At 54.2% G+C, this 15752-nt stretch carries 14 protein-coding genes; 9 read left to right on the top strand and 5 right to left on the bottom strand.

Annotated features, from left to right (window positions below; genetic code table 11):
- Nucleotides 1-3: 3 nt before the first annotated feature.
- From rstA to F3J37_RS18685, 6 genes are all read left to right on the top strand, one after another.
- A complete protein-coding gene (gene rstA, locus F3J37_RS18705; RefSeq protein ID WP_034830927.1) occupies nt 4-729 on the top strand; it encodes a two-component system response regulator RstA in 726 nt (241 codons plus the stop codon).
- The gene (gene rstB / locus F3J37_RS18700) at nt 726-2036 is read left to right on the top strand and encodes a two-component system sensor histidine kinase RstB (RefSeq protein ID WP_058962094.1); all 1311 of its coding nucleotides are present in this window, start codon (nt 726-728) and stop codon (nt 2034-2036) included. The genes rstA and rstB overlap by 4 nt, the downstream gene beginning before the upstream one ends.
- Nucleotides 2037-2048: 12 nt before the next feature.
- Entirely contained in the window at nt 2049-3536 is a 1488-nt protein-coding gene (locus tag F3J37_RS18695) for a carboxypeptidase M32 (RefSeq protein ID WP_166935071.1), read from the top strand.
- A 171-nt stretch (nt 3537-3707) separates the two neighbouring features.
- Nucleotides 3708-4187 carry an acid resistance repetitive basic protein Asr gene (asr, locus tag F3J37_RS18690; protein ID WP_160867390.1) on the top strand — a complete coding sequence of 160 codons (480 nt, stop codon included), beginning with the start codon at nt 3708-3710 and terminating at the stop codon, nt 4185-4187.
- 82 nt (nt 4188-4269) lie between these two features.
- Entirely contained in the window at nt 4270-4350 is an 81-nt protein-coding gene (ydgU, locus tag F3J37_RS28665) for a small membrane protein YdgU (protein ID WP_455843913.1), read from the top strand.
- A gap of 116 nt (nt 4351-4466) precedes the next feature.
- Nucleotides 4467-5273, top strand: a complete 807-nt coding sequence (locus tag F3J37_RS18685) for a trypsin-like serine peptidase (RefSeq protein WP_166935069.1) — start codon at nt 4467-4469, stop codon at nt 5271-5273.
- Between the two features lie 110 nt (nt 5274-5383).
- On the opposite strand, the gene hrpA is transcribed toward F3J37_RS18685, so the two are convergent.
- A complete protein-coding gene (gene hrpA, locus F3J37_RS18680) occupies nt 5384-9280 on the bottom strand; it encodes an ATP-dependent RNA helicase HrpA (RefSeq protein WP_166935067.1) in 3897 nt (1298 codons plus the stop codon).
- A 255-nt stretch (nt 9281-9535) separates the two neighbouring features.
- Here hrpA and azoR point away from each other — a divergent pair, with 255 nt between their 5' ends.
- Nucleotides 9536-10135: an FMN-dependent NADH-azoreductase gene (azoR, locus tag F3J37_RS18675; protein ID WP_166935065.1), complete on the top strand. Its 600-nt coding sequence runs from the start codon at nt 9536-9538 to the stop codon at nt 10133-10135.
- Nucleotides 10136-10239: 104 nt separating this feature from the next.
- Here azoR and F3J37_RS18670 read toward each other — a convergent pair whose 3' ends face one another.
- From F3J37_RS18670 to F3J37_RS18660, 3 genes are read right to left on the bottom strand one after another with little or no spacing between them, the layout of a single operon-like run.
- Nucleotides 10240-10560 (bottom strand): YdbL family probable chaperone protein, encoded by a 321-nt coding sequence (locus F3J37_RS18670; RefSeq protein WP_034821318.1) that lies wholly within the window; start codon nt 10558-10560, stop codon nt 10240-10242.
- 11 nt (nt 10561-10571) lie between these two features.
- Entirely contained in the window at nt 10572-10760 is a 189-nt protein-coding gene (locus tag F3J37_RS18665; RefSeq protein ID WP_013509194.1) for a YnbE family lipoprotein, read from the bottom strand.
- Entirely contained in the window at nt 10757-13375 is a 2619-nt protein-coding gene (locus F3J37_RS18660) for a YdbH family protein (protein ID WP_166935063.1), read from the bottom strand. Before F3J37_RS18660 ends, F3J37_RS18665 begins: the two co-directional genes overlap by 4 nt.
- 165 nt (nt 13376-13540) lie before the next feature.
- On the opposite strand from F3J37_RS18660, the gene F3J37_RS18655 reads away from it, so the two are divergent.
- Nucleotides 13541-14533 (top strand): 2-hydroxyacid dehydrogenase, encoded by a 993-nt coding sequence (locus F3J37_RS18655; RefSeq protein ID WP_034821521.1) that lies wholly within the window; start codon nt 13541-13543, stop codon nt 14531-14533.
- 16 nt (nt 14534-14549) lie between these two features.
- Here F3J37_RS18655 and F3J37_RS18650 read toward each other — a convergent pair whose 3' ends face one another.
- Nucleotides 14550-14822: a putative hemolysin gene (locus F3J37_RS18650; RefSeq protein ID WP_034821326.1), complete on the bottom strand. Its 273-nt coding sequence runs from the start codon at nt 14820-14822 to the stop codon at nt 14550-14552.
- A gap of 188 nt (nt 14823-15010) precedes the next feature.
- Between F3J37_RS18650 and F3J37_RS18645 the strand changes: the two genes are divergently transcribed.
- Nucleotides 15011-15667, top strand: coding sequence for an MgtC/SapB family protein (locus tag F3J37_RS18645; protein ID WP_166935061.1), 657 nt, complete (start codon nt 15011-15013; stop codon nt 15665-15667).
- Nucleotides 15668-15752: the final 85 nt, after the last annotated feature.

Below are 15752 nucleotides of genomic sequence, written 5' to 3'. Positions count from 1 at the left end.
AATATGAACAAAATTGTCTATGTGGAAGATGAGCCAGAAGTCGGTGAATTGATCGCCGCTTATCTTGGCCGCCACGATATTGAAGTGACTGTTGAAACGCGCGGTGACCGTGCTGAAGCGACTATTTTAGAAGCCGATCCCGATCTGGTGCTACTGGATATTATGTTGCCGGGCAAAGATGGCATGACCGTTTGCCGCGACTTGCGCGCGCACTGGTCAGGGCCGATTGTGCTGCTGACATCGCTCGACAGTGACATGAACCACATTCTGGCGCTGGAGATGGGCGCCAACGATTACATTCTGAAAACCACGCCGCCCGCTGTTCTGCTGGCACGCTTGCGTCTGCATCTGCGCCAGGCGCAGGGTTCTCAGCCTGAAGTGGCGCCCGCTATTCAAAGTTCACAGCGGGTTTTGCGTTTTGGTTCACTGACTATCGACTCCCTCAATCGCCAGGTCACGCTGTTTGACGAGAACATCACCCTCTCCACCGCCGATTTTGATCTGCTGTGGGAGCTGGCCACGCATGCAGGCCAGATCCTGAATCGTGATGCATTGCTGAAAACCTTGCGAGGGGTGAGCTATGACGGCATGGATCGCAGTATTGATGTGGCGATTTCTCGTCTGCGCAAAAAACTGTATGACAGCGCCACCGAACCGTTCCGCATCAAAACCATCCGCAATAAAGGATACCTGTTCGCACCTCAGGCCTGGGATACCCGCTCCGCATGAGAAAGCTCTTTATCCAGTTCTATCTGCTGCTGTTCGTCTGCTTTCTGGTGATGACTTTGCTGGTGGGCTTGGTGTACAAGTTCACCGCTGAGCGTGCGGGCCGCCAGTCAATGAATGATTTGATGGCGAGTTCGCTGTTTCTCATGCGCAGTGAATTGCGTGAGATCCCCCCGCGTGACTGGAATAAAACCATCCGCAATCTCGATCTCGATTTGTCTTTTGAGTTGCATATCGAACCGATGAGTAAATATCAGCTGGATGAGCCTGATATGCGCCGCCTGCGCGCCGGTGAGATCGTCGCACTCGACGATCAATACACTTTCCTGCAGCACATACCGCGCAGCCATTATGTGCTGTCGGTCGGCCCGATCCCTTATCTGTTTTATCTGCATCAGATGCGCATTCTGGATATCGCGCTGCTGGCGTTTATCGGCATGTCGTTGGCGCTGCCGGTGTTTATCTGGCTACGACCGCACTGGCAGGAGATGCAGCGGCTGGAGAAAGCCGCGCAACGTTTTGGTCGCGGTGAGTTGGATGTGCGTACCCATTTTGAAAGTACATCGAGTCTGCACAGCCTCGGCGTGGCGTTTAACCAGATGGCTGACAATATCAATACGCTGGTTGCCAGCAAAAAGCAGCTGATTGATGGCATCGCCCATGAGTTAAGGACACCGCTGGTTCGACTGCGCTATCGCCTGGAAATGAGCGATAACCTCAGTGACGCCGAGTCGGCTGCGTTGAACCGTGACGTCGGCCAGTTGGAGAGCCTGATTGAAGAGCTGTTAACCTATGCGCGCCTCGACCGCCCACGCGTCGATCTCAACCTTCAGTCGTTTGATTTGGCGCAGTGGTTGCGTGTGCATATCGAAGATGTGCAAACCATGAATCCTCAAGCGCATATCGCGCTGGATATTCCGCAACTTGAGAATGTGGGTTCCGCCGATACCCGTTTGATGGAGCGCGTACTGGATAATCTGGTGAACAATGCGCTGCGTTATGCCCAACAGCGTCTGCGCGTCAGTCTGTGGTTTGACGGCGCCATCGGTAATTTACAGGTTGAAGATGATGGTCCAGGTATTCCACCTGAAGAGCGCGCACGCGTTTTTGAACCTTTTGTGCGTCTCGACCCTAGTCGCGATCGCGCGACCGGCGGCTGTGGGCTCGGGCTGGCGATTGTCCACTCTATTGCACAGGCACTGCAAGGACAGGTCACTATCGAGAGCAGTCCGCTCGGTGGTGCCAGTGTTCGCTTCTGCTGGCCGGTTGATCTACCCTTGCGAGATATTTCGCCCCGTTTACCGTCATAAGGAGCTTTAATTGTGACTTCTGCTTATCAGGAACTTAGCAAAACTTTCCAGCGCCTGGCACGCTTTGGCCATCTTGGGGCTATTGCCAGTGTCGATATGCAAACCACGATGCCACCCGGCGGCAGCCAGGCGCGCGGTGAAGCCATGGCGGAACTCAGTGTGTTTATGCATGAACTGTTGACCGATAAACGCCTTGGCGGCTTATTCGATGCCGCCCAGCAGGAATCGTTGAACGACGTAGAGCAAGCTAACCTGAGCGAGATGCAGCGTGCGTGGCAACAGGCAACGATTCTGCCTGCTTCGTTGGTTGAAGCCAAATCGCTAGCCGGTTCGCGTTGTGAGCATGCCTGGCGCCAACAGCGCCCTGCCAACGACTGGCAAGGCTTCTCGGCTAACCTAAAAGAAGTGGTGAAACTCAGCCGTGAGGAAGCCCAGTTACGCGCCGAAGCGCTGGGTGTCTCTCGTTATGACGCGTTACTGGATGTGTTCGAACCGGGCATGACCAGTGCACAACTCGACAATACCTTTGGCGAATTAAAAAGCTGGCTACCCTCGCTGCTACAGAAAGCCGTCGAGAAGCAGCAGAAAAGCGCCATCGCGGCGCCGGTGGGTCCCTTTGCTGTTGAAGCGCAGAAACAGCTCGGCTTGAGTGTGATGAAAACGCTGGGCTTTGATTTCAATCATGGTCGCCTGGATGTCAGCGCTCACCCCTTCTGTGGAGGCGTGCCAGAAGATGTGCGCATTACCACGCGTTACAATGAGAGCGACTTCCTCAGTGCCATGATGGGCGTGATCCATGAAACCGGTCATGCACGTTACGAGCAGAACCTACCAAAGCAATGGCGTGGACAACCGGTGGCCCACGCTCGCTCGACTGCCATGCATGAATCACAAAGCCTGTTTATGGAGATGCAGTTGGGCCGCAGCAAGGCGTTCCTGCAGCATATTCATCCGCAGGTCGTCGCCCTGATGGGTAACCAGCCCGCATTAGCGCTGGATAACTTTGTTCGCCAGACACAACGCGTGAAGCCGGGCTTTATCCGCGTGGATGCCGATGAACTGAGCTATCCAGCTCATGTGATTCTGCGTTACGAAATCGAACGTGCGTTGATTGAAGGCGAGATTGAAGTTGATGACATCCCTGCGCTGTGGGATGAGAAAATGCAGCAGTCTCTGGGGATGGATACGCGTGGCAACTACCGTGATGGCTGCATGCAAGACATTCACTGGACTGATGGCGCCTTTGGTTACTTCCCAACATATACGCTGGGTGCCATGTACGCCGCCCAGCTGTTCCAGGCGGTAAAGCGCGCTATCCCGCAAGTGGATGAGCTGATCCGTAACGGGGAGTTGCAGCCGGTGTTTGATTGGTTACAGCAGAACATCTGGCAGCACGGCAGCCGCTTCCCGACGCAGCAACTGTTGGTGAATGCCACGGGTGAAACACTGAATCCGCACTATTTCCGTCAGCACCTTGAACAACGCTATCTCACTGAGTAAACTGCGCGGCGGCCCGATCGGCCGCCCCTTTTCGCTTCCTTAACCCGCCTTTGTACATTCCGTTACACGCCGATACCAATGCCTCACGGAAAGACCGAATTGTTTTTCATATAGTTCTTTCACCGGCCCCGCAGTGGGCTACACATGAAAAAATAGTTCGAGGATTTTGCGATGAAAAAATTAGTTGCACTGGTGATCGCCGCTGCTATGGGTATGTCTTCTGTTGCTTTCGCTGCTGAGACCACTACAGCTGCTCCGGCTGCTGCCGCTACCACTACCGCAGCACCTGTTAAGCACAAAGCAGTTCATCATAAGAAAGTTGCCCAGAAAGCTCAGGCAGCTAAGAAACACAAAAAAGTAGCGAAGAAAGCGCCAGCTGCTCAGAAAGCTCAGGCTGCTAAAAAGCACCACAAAAAAGCAACCAAGCCAGCTGCACAGAAAGCCCAGGCTGCTAAAAAGCACCACAAAAAAGCAACCAAGCCAGCTGCACAGAAAGCCCAGGCTGCTAAAAAGCACCACAAAAAAGCAACCAAGCCAGCTGCACAGAAAGCTCAGGCTGCTAAAAAGCACCACAAAAAAGTAACCAAACCAGCTGCACAGAAAGCTCAGGCTGCTAAAAAGCACCACAAAGTGAAAAAAGCGGCTAAATAAGTCGGCCTCTTAGCGCCAACACCGCATTAACGATTGAAAACACCCGGTTATGCCGGGTGTTTATTTACTGGAGTAGCGAAAAATGGTGCGTCGCTATCGCTTCGAAATTATCCTGATTGTGATGATCCTGTGCGGCATTGTTGCAGCCAGCTTTTTTATCTAGTCGTTGTAGCGTGCTGATTACTCCAATATTTCTCCCTTTTTTCCCGCTCTCCGACTATAGTTATCGCTCAAGCGTGATGACAATAACCTCTTCTTATTCTCGCCATTGAGAGAACTATGCGCCTGGCTATCCTGTTACTTGTTGGAATTTTCAGTTTTAACCTCGCAGCACATGCCGATGATGAAGATGGGCCAAGCCCGGAAGACATCAAGACGCTATTTTTTGGCAAAGACCACCGCAAAGCCATTACGGATGTGAGTGCCGCTCCCTGGGATGCCATTGGCCAACTGGAGACCGAAAGTGGCAACCTCTGCACGGCCACCCTGATATCCGCCCATCTGGCATTAACCGCTGGACACTGCCTGCTCGCCCCTCCGGGTAAATTTGATAAACTGGTGGCGCTGCGTTTTATGTCAGGTGCTAAAGGCTGGCGTTACGAAATACATGATATTGATGCGCGTGTAGAACCTTCACTGGCGCGCAGGCTACAGGCCGATGGTGAGGGCTGGATCGTGCCACCAGGCGCGGCACCTTACGATTACGGGCTGGTCATTTTGCATAATCCGCCGTCGGGTATCGTACCCATCCCCTTATTTGACGGCTCACGTAGCGATTTAACCGATGCGTTGAAAACCACCGAACGCAAAGTGACACAAGCCGGTTACCCTGCTGATCACCTCGACACGCTCTATTCTCACAGCGACTGCCTGATTACCGGCTGGGCGCAACGCGCGGTGCTGTCGCATCAATGTGATACGTTGCCAGGCGACAGTGGATCGCCGCTGCTACTGAAAAGTGGTGATGGCTGGAAACTGATTGCCGTGCAAAGCTCTGCACCCGCACCGGCGGACCGTTATCGCGCAGATAACCGTGCCATCGCGGTGACGTCATTTAAAGACAGTCTGGAAGAGCTGGCGAAATAAGATTTTCGCTACAGAATCGCTCACCTTCTTTGCGCCAGGGTGTTTCATGCGCAGTCAGCGATATTTCACTCACAGAGGCGCAGAAAGAGCGCCTCTGTGCTTTGGGTGACTCAGCTAATTTGTTCCATCGCCTGAAGAATACGCTTATCAGAGATAGGATAAGGTGTGCCCAGCTGCTGAGCAAAATAGCTAATCCGTAACTCCTCAAGCATCCAGCGGATCGCCTGAACTTCAGCATCATCCTGACGCTGCGGGGGCAGTTTATTGCGCCATGCTTGCCACGCCTGCTCTGTGGCCTGCACTTTCAGCATGCGCGCACGATCGCTGTAAGGGTCAGTCGGCAGTTTTTCAAGGCGGCGCTCGATGCCCTGTAAATAGCGCAACGTATCGCCCAGATGCTGATAGCCATTACCGGTGACAAAGCCGCGGTATACCAGGCCACTCATTTGCGCTTTAATATCAGACAGTGCCAGCGCCAGCGTCATGTCGACACGACCCTTCAGGAACTTGTTGATATTAAACACGCTGGTCAGAATCTGCTCGACCTGTTTGGCGATAGTCACCACAGTTTCGTTCAATTCAGCACGCACTTTGTCGCGCAGTTGCTCGAAATTTTCCTGTTGCCATGCCGGACCGCCCGCTTCCGCCATCAGTTTGTCGACACCACAAGCGATGCAGTCATCAATCAAATCCAGCACTTTGCCGTAAGGATTGAAGTACAAGCCGAGTTTAGCTTTGTTGGGCAGTTTCTCGTGCAGATACTTGATTGGCGACGGGATGTTCAGCAGCAGCAGGCGACGCTGGCCTCGCCACATCATCTTTTGCTGCTCAAGCTCGTTGTCGAACAGGCGAATGGCGACACTGTCTTTCTCGTCGACCAGTGCGGGCCAGGCTTTAACCTGATAGCTGCCGCGTTTCTGCTCGTAACTTTGCGGCAAATCACCAAAGCTCCAGATGTGCAGTCCGCTCTGCTCCAGCCCATCGTCTGCGACTTTCGACAGCGTTTCCTGCACTTTACCTTTCAATACCTGCTTTAATTGATGCAGGTCTTTGCCTTCCTGCAGTTTGCGGTTGTGTTCATCCACAATGCGGAAGGTCATTTTCAGGTGATCGGGCACCTGATCCCACTGCCAGGCTTCACGGTCAATGGTGACGCCGGTCATGCGGCGGAACTCTCGCTCCAGCGCATCCAGCAGCGGTAACTCCATCGCTTTAACACGACCGAGGAAAGCTTCTGCATAGTTCGGTGCAGGCACCAGATTGCGGCGCGTTGGTTTTGGCAGCGATTTAATCAGTGCAATCACCAACTCACGGCGCACGCCGGGGATTTGCCACTCAAACCCCCCCTCTTCAACCTGATTCAGCAACGGCAACGGAATGTGAACGGTCACACCATCGGCATCCGCGCCGGGCTCAAACTGATAGCTCAGTTTTAGCTTCAGATTGCCCTGATGCCAGAAATTCGGGTAATCGAGCTGGCTGACTTTATCCGCGCCATCTTTGATCAGCATCTGCTTATCAAAACTCAGCAGGTCAGGATTGTCCTTGCTCGCCTGTTTCCACCAGCTATCAAAGTGGCGTGCGGAGACCACGTCAGCGCCAATGCGGCGGTCGTAGAAAGCAAACAGCGTTTCATCATCGACCAGAATGTCACGACGACGTGATTTGTGTTCCAGATCTTCCACTTCACTGCGCAATTTGAGGTTGTTGCGCAGAAACGCATGACGCGTCTGCCAGTCGCCCTCCACCAGCGCGTGGCGGATAAACAGCTCACGACTGAGTGGCGCATCAATGCGGCTATAGTTGACCTTTCGCGCCTGCACAATTGCCAGGCCATACAGCGTGACTTTCTCTGTTGCCATTACCGCGCCCTGGGCTTTCTCCCAGTGCGGTTCGCTGTAGCTGCGTTTAATCAGATGCTGCGCCAGCGGTTCGATCCATTCCGGGTCGATACGCGCAGCCACACGGCCCCATAAGCGGCTGGTTTCCACCAGTTCCGCCACCATGGTCCACTTCGGCGGCTTCTTAAAGAGACCGGATCCTGGGAAGATGGAGAAGCGAGCATTACGCGCGCCGGTGAATTCCTGCTTCTCATTGTCTTTCTGACCAATATGCGACAGTAATCCGGTCAGTAAAGCGCAGTGCACTTCACGATAGGGCGCGGGTTCGCTGTTAACCGGCATACCCTGTTCGCGTACCACCTGACGCAATTGCGTGTAAATATCCTGCCATTCACGCACGCGCAAATAGTTGAGAAAGTCGGTTTTACACTGACGCCGGAAGTGATTGCCCGACAGCGCTTTTTGCTGCTCCTGCAGATAATTCCACAGATTCACAAATGAGAGGAAATCCGACTCTTTGTCAGCAAAACGCCGATGTTTTTCATCGGATGCCTGCTGTTTATCACTTGGGCGCTCGCGCGGATCCTGAATCGATAAGGCCGCAGTGATGATCATCGCTTCACGCACACAGCCAAATTTTTGCGCTTCCAGTACCATGCGTGCCAGACGCGGATCGACTGGCAATTGCGCCAGCTGGCGGCCAGACGTCGTCAGCTTGTAGGTTTCATCCTCACTTAGCGTGATAGCGCCCAACTCTTCCAGCAAGCGCACGCCATCCTGAATATTGCGCTTGTCGGGTGCTTCGACAAACGGAAATGCGCCGATATCGCCCAGGCCGAGCGCCGTCATTTGCAAGATAACCGACGCCAGGTTGGTACGCAGAATTTCCGGATCGGTAAACGCCGGACGACTGAGGAAATCGTCTTCAGAGTAGAGACGGATACAGATCCCTTCCGACACACGTCCGCAACGCCCTTTACGTTGATTGGCGGATGCCTGAGAAATCGGCTCGATCGGCAGGCGCTGCACCTTAGTACGATAGCTGTAGCGGCTAATGCGCGCCGTACCGGGATCGATAACGTATTTAATGCCCGGTACGGTGAGTGAAGTCTCGGCCACGTTGGTGGCCAGCACGATGCGGCGTCCACTGTGTGACTGGAACACCCGGTTCTGCTCGGCATTCGACAGCCGCGCATACAGCGGTAAGATTTCGGTGTGCGGGATATCGCGCTTCATCAGCGCATCGGCGGTATCGCGAATTTCACGCTCGCCACTCATAAAGATCAGGATATCGCCACGGCTCTCGTGACCTAACTCATCGACCGCGTCGAAAATCGCCTGCAGCTGATCGCGGTCGGTATCGTCAGCGTCTTCCACCATTGGGCGGTAGCGCACTTCGACTGGATAGGTTCGGCCTGAGACTTCTATCACCGGCGCATTATGGAAGTGGCGAGAGAAACGCTGCGGATCGATGGTCGCCGAGGTGATGATCACTTTCAAATCGGGACGGCGCGGCAGCAGCTCACGCAGATATCCCAGCAGAAAATCGATGTTCAAACTGCGTTCGTGCGCTTCATCGATGATGATGGTGTCATATTGCAACAACTGACGATCCTGCTGGATTTCCGCCAGCAGAATACCGTCGGTCATCAGCTTCACTTGCGTCGTGTCGCTGACCTGGTCGTTAAAGCGCACCTTATAGCCGATAGTGCCGCCGAGCGAGGTTTCCAGCTCATCGGCAATACGATTGGCAACGGTACGTGCCGCCAGACGGCGCGGCTGCGTATGACCAATCAACCCTTTGACACCACGCCCGAGCGCCAGACAAATCTTCGGTAGCTGGGTGGTTTTCCCTGAACCGGTTTCCCCGGCCACAATCACCACCTGATGATCGCGAATCGCCTCGGCTATTTCTTGCTGCTTTTGACTGACCGGCAGATTTTCCGGGAAGGTGATGCGTGGCGTGGCCGCCGTGCGCTGTGCAATGCGCAGTTCAGCGGCAGCAAATTCGGCTTCTAGTTCTGTTGCAATGCCCTGCTGCGCGGCTGGATTTTTCACCTTCGCTGCGCCATGCAAACGGCGCTGCAAGCGCTGGCGGTCGCGCAGCATCAGATTATCGAGCCGCGTCCAGAGTGGGGCAAAAGGGGAAGTGACGGATGATGACATAGTGGTGTGTTACCTGTGGTCGCGGCGAGCCTGGCAAAGTGCGCTCGATGCCGGCTGAAATTTCCCGGCGGATTCAATCAATTATTGCCCGGCATAATAGCACACTCTGGACAACCTCACCCGACCGGACGTGCGACCTTATTCAATAATTTCGAACATAGGTCTCGAAATATTGCGCTTTTACCTCGCGGAGGATCTCCGTAGAGTGTAACGCATTGAGCGGTAAGCCAACCGCGTAACGCACAGGAAAATACCATGAGCAAAGTTTTAGTTCTGAAATCAAGCATTCTGGCCGGTTACTCTCAGTCAAACCAACTGGCTGACTTCTACGCTGAAGAAGCGCGCGCCAAATGTAATGAAGTGACTGTTCGCGATCTGGCTGCTCAGCCAATTCCCGTTCTGGATGGCGAGTTGGTTGGCGCACTGCGTCCTTCTGATGCTCCGCTGTCTCCACGTCAGCAGGAAGCCCTGGCGCTGTCTGATGAGCTGATTGCAGAACTGCAAGCGCATGACACTGTGGTTATCGCTGCGCCAATGTACAACTTCAACATCCCTACTCAGCTGAAAAACTACTTCGACCTGATTGCGCGTGCTGGCGTGACTTTCCGTTACACCGAAGCAGGCCCGGAAGGTCTGGTCACCGGTAAACGTGCCGTGATCCTGTCAAGCCGTGGCGGTATTCACAAAGATACCCCAACCGATCTGCTGACCCCATACGTGAAATTGTTCCTGGGCTTCATCGGCATCACCGATGTGAACTTCGTGTTCGCTGAAGGTATTGCTTATGGTCCAGAAGTGGCGACCAAAGCGGCTAACGACGCGAAAGACGCCATCAAGCAAATTGTTGCTGCGTAATCTTAAGAACGTGATGAATACCCGAGAATAATGGGTATGATGCCATCTTTGCCGGGCCTGAGTGCCCGGCTTTTTTATGGCTGTGACTCAGATAATGATGGGTTTTACTTACGTAACCACTGCCCGTTGATACCGCGCACATACTCACCGCTGCCCGCGCGACTCACCAGCTTTTCGCCCGCGATACGTGCCACTTCACTGGTGCTCAGATTGTTCTGCTGCGCGACGCGCTGATATTGTTGCATACGGCCATCATTAATCCGTTTCACCAGCGCCAGGGTTTCATCATCCTGTTGTCGCGCCGCCACATAGCCACTGAGTGTTTCCCCCACGCGTCCCTGCTGCCGCGCCTCGTCCAGCGTCAGCGCCCACGCTGAAGGCACCAGCAGCAGCGCCAGCAACAATGCCATCGCTTTCGATTTCATCATGCCTCTCCTCAAAACAGGCCGCTTTGATTTTTCAGCAACGCTTCCACATCTTTATCGACCTTGATGTGGATTTCATGTTCGATCTTCACGTTCATATTGATGGTGATCGGCTCTTTCGGTGCCGCCACTTCAATGCGCGGCACGCAACCGATCAGCGGCAGCCCAGCTGCCAACACCAGCAATGCCCTGAGGCTCATGGTTGGGGATCCTTCTTCGATGGCAGGGTGGCATTTTGTTCCACCCAGGATTGCAAATTATCGCCAAAGCGCAGGCTGCGCCACAGCTGGAACAGATTTTCCTGATGCCGATAGTTGAGGTTAATCGACTGTCGGCGATTACTGAACTGACTGGTGCCTTTCACTTCGGACTGCATCGTAAGGTTGCCGAAGTTATCGAGGTCCAAAGTGGCCCACGAACGGGAAATCTCCATGTAGCGCAGCCAGTCCATGGCGGCTCCCGCGGCAAAGTTATTACTGACGATGGCATCCGCCATATCTTTATCCATGCGGAAGGTCAGCGGGCCGCTGTTGGCAATCCAGCCCTTTTCAATCAGCCATTGAGGATTATTCACCCACAGCGGTAGCTCACCATTCACTTTGCCCGACATGGCAAACTGCTTCGGTTTGATTGCCGTGATCAGCCTGCTAAGGTCAATCTCGCGCAGTGCAACGCGCGCGGGCTTATGCTGCGGCATCCTCAGCTCTGGCATGCTGACATGGCCGCCTAAGAGATCGAGATTCACGTTACTGAGCGTCAACGGCTGGCGTTCCTGCCATGGGTAGTGGCCCTGCAGATCGGCAGTGATGTTCTGCAACGCAAACTGATTTTTGACCTCAGCGATGCGCAGTGAAACCGGACCGCGACGCCCTAACTGCCATTGGTGATCCTTGAGACGGAACGGCAGCGTGAAGTCGATGCCATTGATTTCACTGTCCGGCATCCACACGCTGCCCTTTTTCACTGCCCAGAAACCACCGGCTTCAAAGCCCTGTTTGGTGGCCGCAGAAAACGCCATTTGTGCCCGCAATTCACCTGACTGAATGCGCATCTTCAAATCGCTACTGAGCAACGGCTGGAACACCGTCAATGATTGTGCTGGCCACCAGGCCTCACCACGCAGACGTTCACCATCCCAGCGCCCGTGAACCCGCACCGGGCCGATATCCTCAGCAGTAAGTTGCCCACGCCAGATAAAGCGACTCGGATCGCTGCCTTTGGCCTCAAAGCGCAGTTCTGAAGGCGGCAACCCCCCGCCATAGCTAAACTGCGTCTGACCGGATTTCAGGGTAAAACCCCCGTTGAAAGCCGGATGCGCGACGTCTCGCTGCCAGCGCACCGGTGCGGTTAAGGTCAGGCGCGGTTTGTCGACTTGCACCATGCCATAGGCTAATTGATCAAAGCCGGTATTGAGTGTGTCCAGGGAGATCAGCGTATCCTGCCAACTGCCCGTGCCCTTCACATCCCATTTGGCATTGAGCGGCTGCATCAATCCATCGCCCCAGTATCGCCAGTTCCAGCGTCCGCTGTCCGGCCAGAAATCGCTGGCGCGACCATCAAGATGCAGCGTAAAGCGACCGAAGTTGGGATCGTGAGCTTTTAGAATTGCTTGTAATCTGCCATTGATACCGCGCGAGGCAAGTGTCACGCCCGCTAACGGCCAGCGAGCTTCATCCACTTCCAGCGTCGACAGTAATCGACCGCGCAAACGCAGCAGTGCACCTTGTTTAAGCGTGATTTGCGGATCGGTCAACATGCCGTGCAACATACCCGGCATGCTGCCGAACAACTGCAGGTCGGCAAACTTACTTTCGCCGGTCAGCTGGAACGGTAACGCGCTGTCGGTAAGGCTCAATGTGCCCGGCCCGACACTCAGCACCAGGTTACCCTTGCCCCCGCGTCCCTGAGTTAGCAGGTTAAACCGACCGCTGATCTGGGTGTTTTCCAGTCCCTGCTGCCAGTTGTCGAGGGTGAGCGCCAAACCACCGGACAGTGGCTGATCGGCTTGCGGCCAGCGCCAATGTCCCTGAGTGATACGTATCTGCTGCGCATCGACCTGCCACGGTAGCTGCAACAACGGCTGATCGTCACCCTGCTGATTAATCACCAGCGTGCCCTGCTGCTGCTGCCAGTTAAGCGTCAAGGCCAGCGGCTGCGGCCACTGCGTCAGATTGACATCGCCGCTGAGTTCACCCGCCACCGGCAAACCGTTAGCAAAGGTAGGCAGCGTAAGCTCACCGTGTAAATCGAGCGGTTTCGGTAGCAAAGGATGACTGAGTTGAAGTTGTGCGATCTGCAGTTGCTGCCCCTGCAAACGCGCATCCAGTTGCAGGTTATCGCCCTGATAATGTAACTGCTGGACGCTTTTATTGAGGCTGAGATCAAAACGGCCGGCATATTGCTGCCAGGGTAAAATACTCAGTTGCTCCAGATGGATATCGGCACCCGGTAACATGTGTTGCCATTCGGCCAGACTGCGCGGTGCACCGCTGGAATCGCTCTGTGGCAGGGCTTGCAGGCATTCACTGTTAAGCTGAACGGCCTGTGCACTGAGCTGCCAGCGTTTATGTTGCCAACCCAGCGCGACATCTTTGACATTCGCCAGCTCGCAGTCACCAGCCAGATAGCTTACCGCCGGAAAATGCACGCCGCCGTTATGCCAGCGCGGTGAACCATTGAGCTCAACGCGGGTATTTTCCGGCAGCCAGATACCCGCCAGACGCGGCAACCATTGCGTCAGCGTCAGCAGTAATCCCAACAGCAGCAATATCAGCGCCAGTAGCGCAGCAAGTGTTCGACGGAGGCCCCGCGACATGGCAGTTAACTATCCTGTTCTTTACGCAATCCTGACGGTGATGATGTCATGTTATGCCCGGCAAATGAAGGTGTTAGCTATATAGCCTGGCTGAAGATCAGCAAAATGATGCAGAAAACGTTATTCTGTGATGATACCGACGTTGCATTTTTCAGGAGCGAAATAATGAAAGTTGCGGTTTACAGCACCAAACACTACGACCAGAAATACTTTGAGCACGTCAATGCCAGCTTTGGATTTGAGCTGCAGTTCTTTGACTTCCTGCTGAGTGAAACCACGGCCAAAAACGCGGCGGGCTGCGATGCGGTGTGCATTTTCGTTAATGATGATGGCAGTAAAGGGGTGCTGGAGGAGCTGGCGGCACTGGGCGTGAAAACCATCGCGCTGCGCTGTGCCGGATTTAATAACGTCGACCTTGAAGCGGCTGCCGCCCTCGGTTTGCAGGTGGTACGCGTACCGGCCTATTCGCCGGAAGCGGTGGCTGAACACGCGGTGGGGTTGATGATGACGCTGAATCGCCGCATTCACCGCGCCTATCAACGCACACGTGATGCTAACTTCTCGCTGGATGGCCTGACCGGTTTCAATATGCACGGCAAAACGGCGGGGGTGATTGGCACCGGTAAAATCGGTGTGGCGACCATGCGCATCCTGAAAGGCTTTGGCATGCGTTTACTGGCGTTCGATCCTTATCCAAGTGCTGCTGCACTCGAACTGGGTGCCGAGTATGTCGATCTGAAAACGCTGTTTGCCGCATCCGATGTGATTACGCTGCATTGCCCAATGACGCCTGAAAATCATCATCTGCTCAATGCACAAGCCTTTAATCAAATGAAAGATGGGGTGATGATCATCAACACAAGCCGTGGTGGCCTGATCGACTCACAGGCAGCCATTGATGCGCTGAAGCAGCAAAAGATAGGTTCGCTCGGTATGGATGTGTATGAAAATGAGCGCGATCTGTTCTTTGAAGATAAATCGAACGATGTGATTCAGGACGATGTGTTCCGTCGCCTGTCAGCCTGCCATAACGTGTTGTTCACCGGCCATCAGGCATTCCTGACTGCCGAAGCCCTGACGGCGATTTCCGAAACCACGCTCAGCAATTTACAGCAGCTTGAACGTGGCGAAGACTGCCCGAATCAGGTGAAAGCGTAAAGATGTGGCGCCTGCCTCAGCGGGCGCACTGTCCACCCATCAGCGCCTGCTCGTCACAACGACGGCCATTGGCTAACTGACACATGCCAATACGCGATCCATCCAGCTGGCGTGAAAACGCCAATGTTCCCCCGGCATTACTGCAATTCACTTCGGCCATAGATGCCATAACAACATGCGGTTGAACGTGTGCTGCGGTAGCCTGTTGCGGTGGTTCGTCATCACTGTTGCTGCTGCAGGCAGAAAGTAACAGTGCTGCACCGGCCAGCAGTAAGGTAGCGGCTTTCATCGGTCGGGCTCCGGGGAGTTGGGCGTAAAAGAGCTCCCAGCATATGTCAGGTGCGTTAAGGGATCGATAGGCGACACAGCTTTTTACAAATTTTTTTATCGCCTTTTGCAAGCAGAATTATCCTGATTGGACCTGATCAGCCTTTTTTCACCGAAACAATCCTATTTATCAATGCATAAGGAGGAATCATGCTAACAGACATGTTGATCCGTATTGCGCTCGCCGGCATTTTGGGTGGATTGATTGGCCTCGAGCGTCAGATGCGCGCCAAAGAGGCCGGATTACGCACCCACATTTTGGTGGGTATTGGCAGTGCCATGTTTATGCTGGTGTCTAAGTATGGCTTCGCGGACATGCTTCATAGTGATCACGTGGCGCTGGATCCCAGCCGAATTGCCGCACAGGTGGTGAGTGGGATGGGCTTCCTCGGCGCCGGTACCATCATCATCCAAAAACAAGTGGTCAAGGGTTTAACCACCGCCGCAGGTTTGTGGGTCACCGCCGCGATTGGCCTGGTGATTGGTAGCGGCATGTATGAAATCGGTATTTATGGCACGGTGCTAGCGCTGGTGGTGTTAGAAACTTTCCGTCGCATCAGTCATTGGCTGATTGGCCGCCATCACACGCTAATGGTGCACCTTAAACCCAAAAGCGTGCCGCTGGTGTTGCTGGTGCTGCAACGCGAGAATATCCGTTACGGTCACATTGCTGTGGTAAATCGGGATGAGGAGAATGGCCTGTGTGAACTCAGCGTTGAGGTGACATTGTCACGCAGTGCAGCTATTCACACCATCTACGATAAAGTGATGGAAATCAAAGGCGTTCAATCATTAGAAATGATGTAAAAATCAACAACCTTAGATGGCAGTGCGCTCACCTGTCGCCACCACACAGATGAAAAAGTCCGACCAAATTGCTTTGCTAAACTGA

Origin of the sequence: Candidatus Pantoea communis, assembly GCF_011752685.1 — a bacterium.
Taxonomy (GTDB): Bacteria; Pseudomonadota; Gammaproteobacteria; order Enterobacterales; family Enterobacteriaceae; genus Pantoea; species Pantoea communis.
Note: the sequence above shows the minus strand (reverse complement) of the source record. Positions and strands in the feature narration are given on the sequence as shown.

Coding starts and splice junctions, on each gene's coding strand:
- azoR (WP_166935065.1), top strand. CDS start 9,536: ATGAGCAAAGTTTTAGTTCTGAAATCAAGCATTCTGGCCGGTTACTCT.
- F3J37_RS18670 (WP_034821318.1), bottom strand. CDS start 10,560: ATGAAATCGAAAGCGATGGCATTGTTGCTGGCGCTGCTGCTGGTGCCT.
- hrpA (WP_166935067.1), bottom strand. CDS start 9,280: ATGTCATCATCCGTCACTTCCCCTTTTGCCCCACTCTGGACGCGGCTC.
- F3J37_RS18665 (WP_013509194.1), bottom strand. CDS start 10,760: ATGAGCCTCAGGGCATTGCTGGTGTTGGCAGCTGGGCTGCCGCTGATC.
- asr (WP_160867390.1), top strand. CDS start 3,708: ATGAAAAAATTAGTTGCACTGGTGATCGCCGCTGCTATGGGTATGTCT.
- F3J37_RS18650 (WP_034821326.1), bottom strand. CDS start 14,822: ATGAAAGCCGCTACCTTACTGCTGGCCGGTGCAGCACTGTTACTTTCT.
- F3J37_RS18645 (WP_166935061.1), top strand. CDS start 15,011: ATGCTAACAGACATGTTGATCCGTATTGCGCTCGCCGGCATTTTGGGT.
- F3J37_RS18655 (WP_034821521.1), top strand. CDS start 13,541: ATGAAAGTTGCGGTTTACAGCACCAAACACTACGACCAGAAATACTTT.
- rstB (WP_058962094.1), top strand. CDS start 726: ATGAGAAAGCTCTTTATCCAGTTCTATCTGCTGCTGTTCGTCTGCTTT.
- rstA (WP_034830927.1), top strand. CDS start 4: ATGAACAAAATTGTCTATGTGGAAGATGAGCCAGAAGTCGGTGAATTG.
- ydgU (WP_455843913.1), top strand. CDS start 4,270: ATGGTGCGTCGCTATCGCTTCGAAATTATCCTGATTGTGATGATCCTG.
- F3J37_RS18685 (WP_166935069.1), top strand. CDS start 4,467: ATGCGCCTGGCTATCCTGTTACTTGTTGGAATTTTCAGTTTTAACCTC.
- F3J37_RS18660 (WP_166935063.1), bottom strand. CDS start 13,375: ATGTCGCGGGGCCTCCGTCGAACACTTGCTGCGCTACTGGCGCTGATA.